This is a genomic window from Duganella radicis (assembly GCF_009720825.1).
In the GTDB taxonomy this organism is placed as follows: Bacteria; Pseudomonadota; Gammaproteobacteria; order Burkholderiales; family Burkholderiaceae_D; genus Rugamonas; species Rugamonas radicis.
Genome location: NZ_WNKY01000088.1, coordinates 1 through 6,752 on the forward strand (window position 1 = coordinate 1; position 6,752 = coordinate 6,752).

Below are 6,752 nucleotides of genomic sequence, written 5' to 3' on the forward strand. Positions count from 1 at the left end.
GCCCGGGGCGGATGGCGATGGCGCCGTCGCCGTGGCCGCGCCGGCGCCATCGCCATCCGCCCCGGGCGCCGCTGAAATCGCCGCCGTGGCCGCCGAGGTCAAGGCCACTCCGGGCGCCCGCCGCGAGGCCGCCGAGAAGAAGGACGAGCGTCCGCAAAGCGCGCCGGCCAAGGAAGAATCGATCCGTATCGACGCCGTCAAGCTGGACGCGCTGCTGGAAGTGGCCGGCGAATCGGTGCAGGCCGCCAACCAGGCCGCCGTGCTGCTGGAACGCCTGATGCAGTTCAAGTTCGAAGGCCAGGCGCAGACCCTGATGTCGACGCTGGCCGAGACGCTGGAACGCGCCTCGCGCTACTCGACCGAACTGCAACGCGCCACCCTGGCGACCCGCATGCAGCCGGTCGGCCGCCTGTTCCAGAAATTCCCGCGCCTGGTGCGCGAGCTGGCCAAGGATCTGGGCAAGGAAGTCGACCTGAACATCGAGGGCGCGGAGACCGAAGTCGACCGCGTGGTGGTCGATTCGCTGTACGATCCGCTGGTGCACATGCTGCGCAACTCGCTGGACCACGGCGTGGAAACGCCGGAAGAGCGCGCCATCGCGGGCAAGCCGATCAAGTCCTTCATCCAGCTCAAGGCATGGCAGGAGGCCAACAGTGTCATGATCGTGCTGCAGGATGACGGCAAGGGCATGGACCCGGTCAAGCTGCGCGCCAAGGCCTTGCAGAAAGGCCTGATCTCCGAATCGGCGCAGTTATCTACCGACGATTGCCTGCAACTGGTATTCTTACCGGGTTTCTCGACCAAGGAAGTGGCGTCCAGCGTGTCCGGCCGCGGCGTCGGCATGGACGTGGTGAAGACCGCCGTGGAGAAAAACCGCGGCGCGATCCAGATCGAGTCGGTGCTGGGTCAGGGCACCAAGTTCTCGATCCGCCTGCCGATCGAGCTGTCGATCGTGCCGACCATGCTGGTCTCGACCTCGGGCGCCGCGCTGGCGCTGCCGATGGCCGTGGTGCAGCGCGTGGTCGAGCTGCCGGAGGTGTTCATGGAAGTGGGCGGCGCCCCGGTCCTCAAAGATCAGGGCCGTCCGCTGCCGGTGCGCTCGCTGGCCGACTCGCTGGGCTATGAAAGCTGCCGCGAGAAGGTGGGTATTGTTGTCTCCGCGCCACAGCCTTACATTCTGGCGGTGGAAGCGGTGGACGGCACCGCCGATCTGGTGATTAAGCCGATGACCGCGATTACGGTCGAGGGCATTACCGGCACGGCGCGCTCCGCCGAGGGCGAGCTGGTGCTAGTGGTGGGCCTATCGTTCCTAATGGACGGTTGTCGAGGTAGTGTACGCATGGCGGCCTGAGTCGGAAGACCAGGCCAGCAAGACCAAAAGCCTGCGTCCACACGCAGGCTTTTTTTATTTTTAGGAGTCATACCCCGTGTATCGGTATGCAGAAGGCATCGGGCTCAAGAGGTCGGACAGCGGTGGCTGCTATTGCATTGCACAATATGGCATAATCAAGTTGGATAATCGTAGCAGTATGCAAATGACATCATGAAGACGCTTTACGACAAACTCTGGGAATCCCACGTGGTCCGCACCGAGGAAGACGGCACCACGATCCTGTACATCGACCGTCACCTCGTGCACGAAGTGACCAGCCCGCAGGCGTTCGACGGCCTGCGCGCCGCCGACCGCCAGCCATGGCGCCTGTCGGCCAACCTGGCCGTGGCCGACCACAACGTGCCAACCACCTCGCGCGCCGAAGGCATCGCCGACCCGGTTTCGCGCCTGCAAGTGGAGACGCTGGACAAGAACGCCAAGTCCTACGGCCTGACCTACTTCAACATGAACGACAAGCGCCAGGGCATCGTGCACGTGATCGGCCCCGAGCAGGGCGCCACCCTGCCGGGCATGACCGTGGTCTGCGGCGACTCGCACACCTCGACCCACGGCGCCTTCGGCGCGCTGGCGCACGGCATCGGCACCTCGGAAGTGGAGCACGTGCTGGCCACCCAGACCCTGCTGCAAAAGAAATCCAAGGCCATGCTGGTGGAAGTCAACGGCGTGCTGCCGGCCGGCGTCACCGCCAAGGACATCGTGCTGGCCATCATCGGCAAGATCGGCACCGCCGGCGGCACCGGCTACTGCATGGAATTCGGCGGCTCGGCCATCCGCGCGCTGTCGATGGAGGGCCGCATGACGGTCTGCAACATGGCGATCGAGGCGGGCGCGCGCGCCGGCATCATCGGCGTGGACGACACCACCATCAACTACGTCAAGGGCCGTCCCTTCTCGCCGGCCGGTCCGCAGTGGGATCAGGCGGTGGCCTACTGGCGCACCCTGCACACCGACCCGGGCGCCAGGTTCGACCTGGTGGTGACCCTGAACGCCGCCGAGATCAAGCCGCAAGTCACCTGGGGCACCTCGCCCGAGATGGTGCTGCCGGTCGACGGCCGCGTGCCGGACCCGGACCACGAAAAGGACAGCGTCAAGCGCAGCGCCATGGAAAAGGCGCTGGTCTACATGGACCTCAAGCCCAACACCGCCATCGAAGACATCCGCATCGACAAGGTCTTCATCGGCTCCTGCACCAACTCGCGCATCGAAGACTTGCGCGCGGCGGCCGCCGTGGTACGCGGCAAGCACCGCGCGTCCAACGTCAAGCTGGCGCTGGTGGTGCCGGGCTCGGGCCTGGTGAAGGAACAGGCCGAACGCGAAGGCCTGGACCAGATCTTCAAGGCCGCCGGTTTTGAATGGCGCGAACCGGGCTGCTCGATGTGCCTGGCGATGAACGCCGACCGCCTGGAACCGGGTGAACGCTGCGCATCGACCTCCAACCGCAACTTCGAAGGTCGTCAAGGCCAGGGCGGGCGCACCCACCTGGTGTCGCCGGCGATGGCCGCGGCAGCCGGTATCGCCGGCCACTTCGTGGACGTGCGCGCGCTGCACTGATTTTATTAAAACGCGGCTGAGGCGCCGCATCCAAAACAGACAGGAAATATCATGAAAAAGATCATCGCTCTGACCATTATCGCTACCTTCGCACTGACCGGCTGCAACACCGTTGCCGGCATCGGCAAAGACGTGCAAAAAGCGGGGCAGGCGGTCCAGGGCGCCTCAGGCCATTAACTGACTTGACGCGCCCGCGTGGCGGGCGCCGTCGCATGAAAAAACATCATGGAAAAATTTACGATTTATGAAGGTTTGGTGGCGCCGCTGGATCGCGCCAATGTCGATACCGACGCCATCATCCCGAAGCAGTTCCTGAAGTCCATCCACCGCACCGGCTTCGGCCCCAATCTGTTCGACGAGTGGCGCTACCTCGACCACGGCGAGCCGGGCATGGACAACAGCCAGCGTCCGCTGAATCCGGACTTCGTGCTGAACGAGCCGCGCTACCAGGGCGCCTCGATCCTGCTGACCCGCAAAAACTTCGGTTGCGGCTCCTCGCGCGAACACGCGCCGTGGGCGCTGGACCAGTACGGCTTCCGCGCCATCGTGGCGCCATCGTTTGCCGACATCTTCTTCAACAACTGTTTCAAGAGCGGCTTGCTGCCCATCGTTTTAACTGAGGCACAGATCGATCATCTGTTCAATGAAGTCAAGGCCTTCCCCGGATACAAACTGGTGGTGGATCTTGAGCAGCAGCGCATTTCCACCAGCAACGGCAGCGTCTCCTACCAATTCGAGATCGACGCCTTCCGCAAATACTGCCTGATGAACGGGCTTGACGATATCGGCCTGACCCTGCGCCACGCCGACGCTATCCGCGGTTTCGAAGAGCGCCATCTGGCAAACCAACCCTGGTTGGCTAACGTCATCTAAAGACTCATTGGATAAACCCCAACATGAAAATCGCAATCCTCCCGGGCGACGGCATCGGCCCGGAAATCGTCACGCAGGCAGTCAAGGTGCTGAACGCGCTGGGCGAACAATTTGAAATGGAAACCGCCCCGGTCGGCGGCGCCGGCTACGAAGCCAGCGGCCACCCGCTGCCGGAAGCCACGCTGAAGCTGGCCAAGCAGGCGGATGCGGTGCTGTTCGGCGCCGTCGGCGACTGGAAGTACGACACCCTGGACCGTCCGCTGCGTCCCGAGCAAGCCATCCTGGGCCTGCGCAAGAACCTGGGCCTGTTCGGCAACCTGCGTCCGGCCATCCTGTACCCTGAACTGGCCAACGCCTCGACGCTGAAGCCGGAAGTGGTGTCGGGCCTGGACATCCTGATCGTGCGTGAACTGACCGGCGATATTTACTTCGGCCAGCCGCGCGGCGTGCGCGAGTGCCCGGACGGCCCGTTCAAGGGCCAGCGCGAAGGTTTCGACACCATGCGCTACGCCGAAGGCGAAATCCGCCGCATCGCCCACGTGGCGTTCCAGGCCGCGCAAAAGCGCAGCAAGCGCCTGACCTCGGTGGACAAGGCCAATGTGCTGGAGACTTTCCAGTTCTGGAAAGACATCGTCACCGACGTGCACAAGGAATATCCCGACGTCGCGCTCGACCACATGTACGTCGACAACGCCGCCATGCAACTGGTGCGCGCGCCGAAGAAGTTCGACGTGATCGTGACCGGCAATATGTTCGGCGACATCCTGAGCGACCAGGCCGCCATGCTGACCGGTTCGATCGGCATGCTGCCGTCGGCTTCGCTGGACGCCAACAACAAGGGCCTGTACGAGCCGTCGCACGGTTCGGCGCCGGACATCGCCGGCAAGGGCATCGCGAATCCATTAGCGACGATCTTGTCGGCCGCCATGATGCTGCGCTTCTCGCTGAACAAGGCCGAGCAGGCGGACCGCATCGAAAACGCCGTCAAGAAGGTGCTGGCGCAAGGCCTGCGCACCGGCGACATCTACGAGGAAGGCACCACCAAGGTGGGCACCGAAGAGATGGGCAACGCGGTGGTCAAGGCACTGGCATAAAAATTAATCGACAAGGAAGAGCAAAATGAAACTCGTAGGTCTGGTAGGTTGGCGCGGCATGGTGGGTTCGGTCCTGATGCAACGCATGCAGGAAGAGGGCGATTTCGCCCACATCGAACCGGTGTTCTTCACCACCTCGAATCCGGGCGGTAACGCGCCGGCCATGGCCAAGAACGAAACCAAGCTGAAAAGCGCGACCGACATCGACGAACTGAAAAAGTGCGAGATCATCATCTCGTGCCAGGGCGGCGACTACACCACCGAAGTGTTCCCCAAACTGCGCGCGGCCGGCTGGAACGGCTACTGGATCGATGCCGCATCGACCCTGCGCATGGAAAAAGACGCGGTCATCGTGCTGGACCCGGTCAATATGCACGTCATCAAGGACGCGCTGGGCAAGGGCGTGAAGAACTTCATCGGCGGTAACTGCACCGTGTCGTGCATGCTGATCGGCCTGGGCGGCCTGTTCCAGCACGGCCTGGTCGACTGGATGACCTCGATGACCTATCAGGCAGCCTCGGGCGGCGGCGCGCAGCACATGCGCGAACTGCTGACCCAGTTCGGCACCATCAACGGCGCCGTCAAGCCGCTGCTGGACGATCCGGCCTCGGCCATCCTGGAAATCGACCGTCAGGTGCTGGCGACCCAGCACGGCCTGTCGGCCGAGGAAACCAAGCAGTTCGGCGTGCCGCTGGCCGGCAACCTGATCCCCTGGATCGACAAGGACCTGGGCAACGGCCAGTCGAAGGAAGAGTGGAAGGGCGGCGCCGAGACCAACAAGATCCTGGGCCTGGGCCCGGACTTCGGCTCCAAAGCGATCCCGGTGGACGGCCTGTGCGTGCGTATCGGCGCCATGCGTTGCCACTCGCAGGCGCTGACCATCAAGCTGAACAAGGATGTGCCGCTGGACGAGATCACCGACATCCTCGCCTCGGCCAACCAGTGGGCCAAGGTGGTGCCGAACACCCGCGAAGCGTCGATGAAAGACCTGTCGCCAGCGGCCGTGACCGGCAGCCTGACCATCCCGGTCGGCCGTCTGCGCAAGATGAGCATGGGCCCGGACTACCTGTCGGCCTTCACCGTCGGCGACCAGCTGCTGTGGGGCGCGGCCGAACCGCTGCGCCGCATGCTGCGCATCGTGCTGGACCAGTAATCCCGCCGTAGGGCGTCAATCGCCACAAGAGAAGGGGTTTTTCCTATGTGTTTTCATAGGGAAAACCCCTTTTGTTGGTTTACAGTGGTGCAAAGCTTGCGTGCTCCTGAGCATGATGTTATGTTTTCCCTCTGACAATCATAAAAACGCCCCACTATGCCAGTACAAAATCGTCCCTTTGTTTCGTTCGCGTTGAAGTCACTCACCAGCGCGGTGGCCAGCGCGGTTTTGCTGGCCGCGTCTGCAAATGCGGCGGGACTGGGTAAGCTGACTGTCCTGTCGTCGCTGGGGCAGCCGCTGCGGGCGGAAATCGAACTCACCGCCGTCAGCGCGGACGAAGCCAGCGCGCTGGTCGCCAGGCTGGCGCCTACCGACGCCTTCCGCTCCGCCAATATCGACTTCAATCCGGCGCTGATGTCGCTGCGCTTTGAGGTCGAGCAGCGCAACGGCAGGCAAGTCATCAAAGTGAGCTCCAGCCAGCCGATCAACGAACCCTTCGTCGACATGCTGCTGGAACTGACCTGGACCGGCGGCCGCATGGTGCGCGAATACACCTTCCTGCTGGACCCGCCAGACCTGCGCGCCACGCAAGCGCCGCAAGTGACCGCGCCGATCGACGTCGGCAACCGCAGCGCCGGCACGCCGGCGCCGGCCGCCAACGTGGCGCCTGCGCCTGCCGCTCCGGCCC

The 6,752-nt window shown here is 63.7% G+C and carries 7 protein-coding genes; all 7 read left to right on the plus strand.

All coding sequences use genetic code 11. The features are described from left to right. On the plus strand, positions 1–1,351 hold a 1,351-nt coding region (locus GM676_RS30870; RefSeq protein WP_155468393.1), incomplete at its 5' end, for a chemotaxis protein CheA. 189 nt (positions 1,352–1,540) lie between these two features. Then, on the plus strand, positions 1,541–2,944 hold the full coding sequence (leuC, locus tag GM676_RS30875; RefSeq protein WP_371866417.1) for a 3-isopropylmalate dehydratase large subunit: 1,404 nt from the start codon (positions 1,541–1,543) through the stop codon (positions 2,942–2,944). A gap of 51 nt (positions 2,945–2,995) precedes the next feature. Beyond that, positions 2,996–3,121 (plus strand): entericidin A/B family lipoprotein, encoded by a 126-nt coding sequence (locus GM676_RS30880; protein WP_092274095.1) that lies wholly within the window; start codon positions 2,996–2,998, stop codon positions 3,119–3,121. Between the two features lie 48 nt (positions 3,122–3,169). Next, positions 3,170–3,817, plus strand: coding sequence for a 3-isopropylmalate dehydratase small subunit (gene leuD / locus GM676_RS30885; RefSeq protein WP_155468395.1), 648 nt, complete (start codon positions 3,170–3,172; stop codon positions 3,815–3,817). Between the two features lie 23 nt (positions 3,818–3,840). Continuing rightward, complete coding sequence (leuB, locus tag GM676_RS30890; RefSeq protein WP_155468396.1) at positions 3,841–4,911, plus strand: 3-isopropylmalate dehydrogenase; 1,071 nt, start codon at positions 3,841–3,843, stop codon at positions 4,909–4,911. A gap of 25 nt (positions 4,912–4,936) precedes the next feature. Next, positions 4,937–6,064, plus strand: coding sequence for an aspartate-semialdehyde dehydrogenase (gene asd / locus GM676_RS30895; RefSeq protein ID WP_155468397.1), 1,128 nt, complete (start codon positions 4,937–4,939; stop codon positions 6,062–6,064). A 156-nt stretch (positions 6,065–6,220) separates the two neighbouring features. Next, positions 6,221–6,752, plus strand: a 532-nt coding sequence (locus GM676_RS30900) for a type IV pilus assembly protein FimV (RefSeq protein WP_371866416.1), incomplete at its 3' end; no start/stop codon positions are given.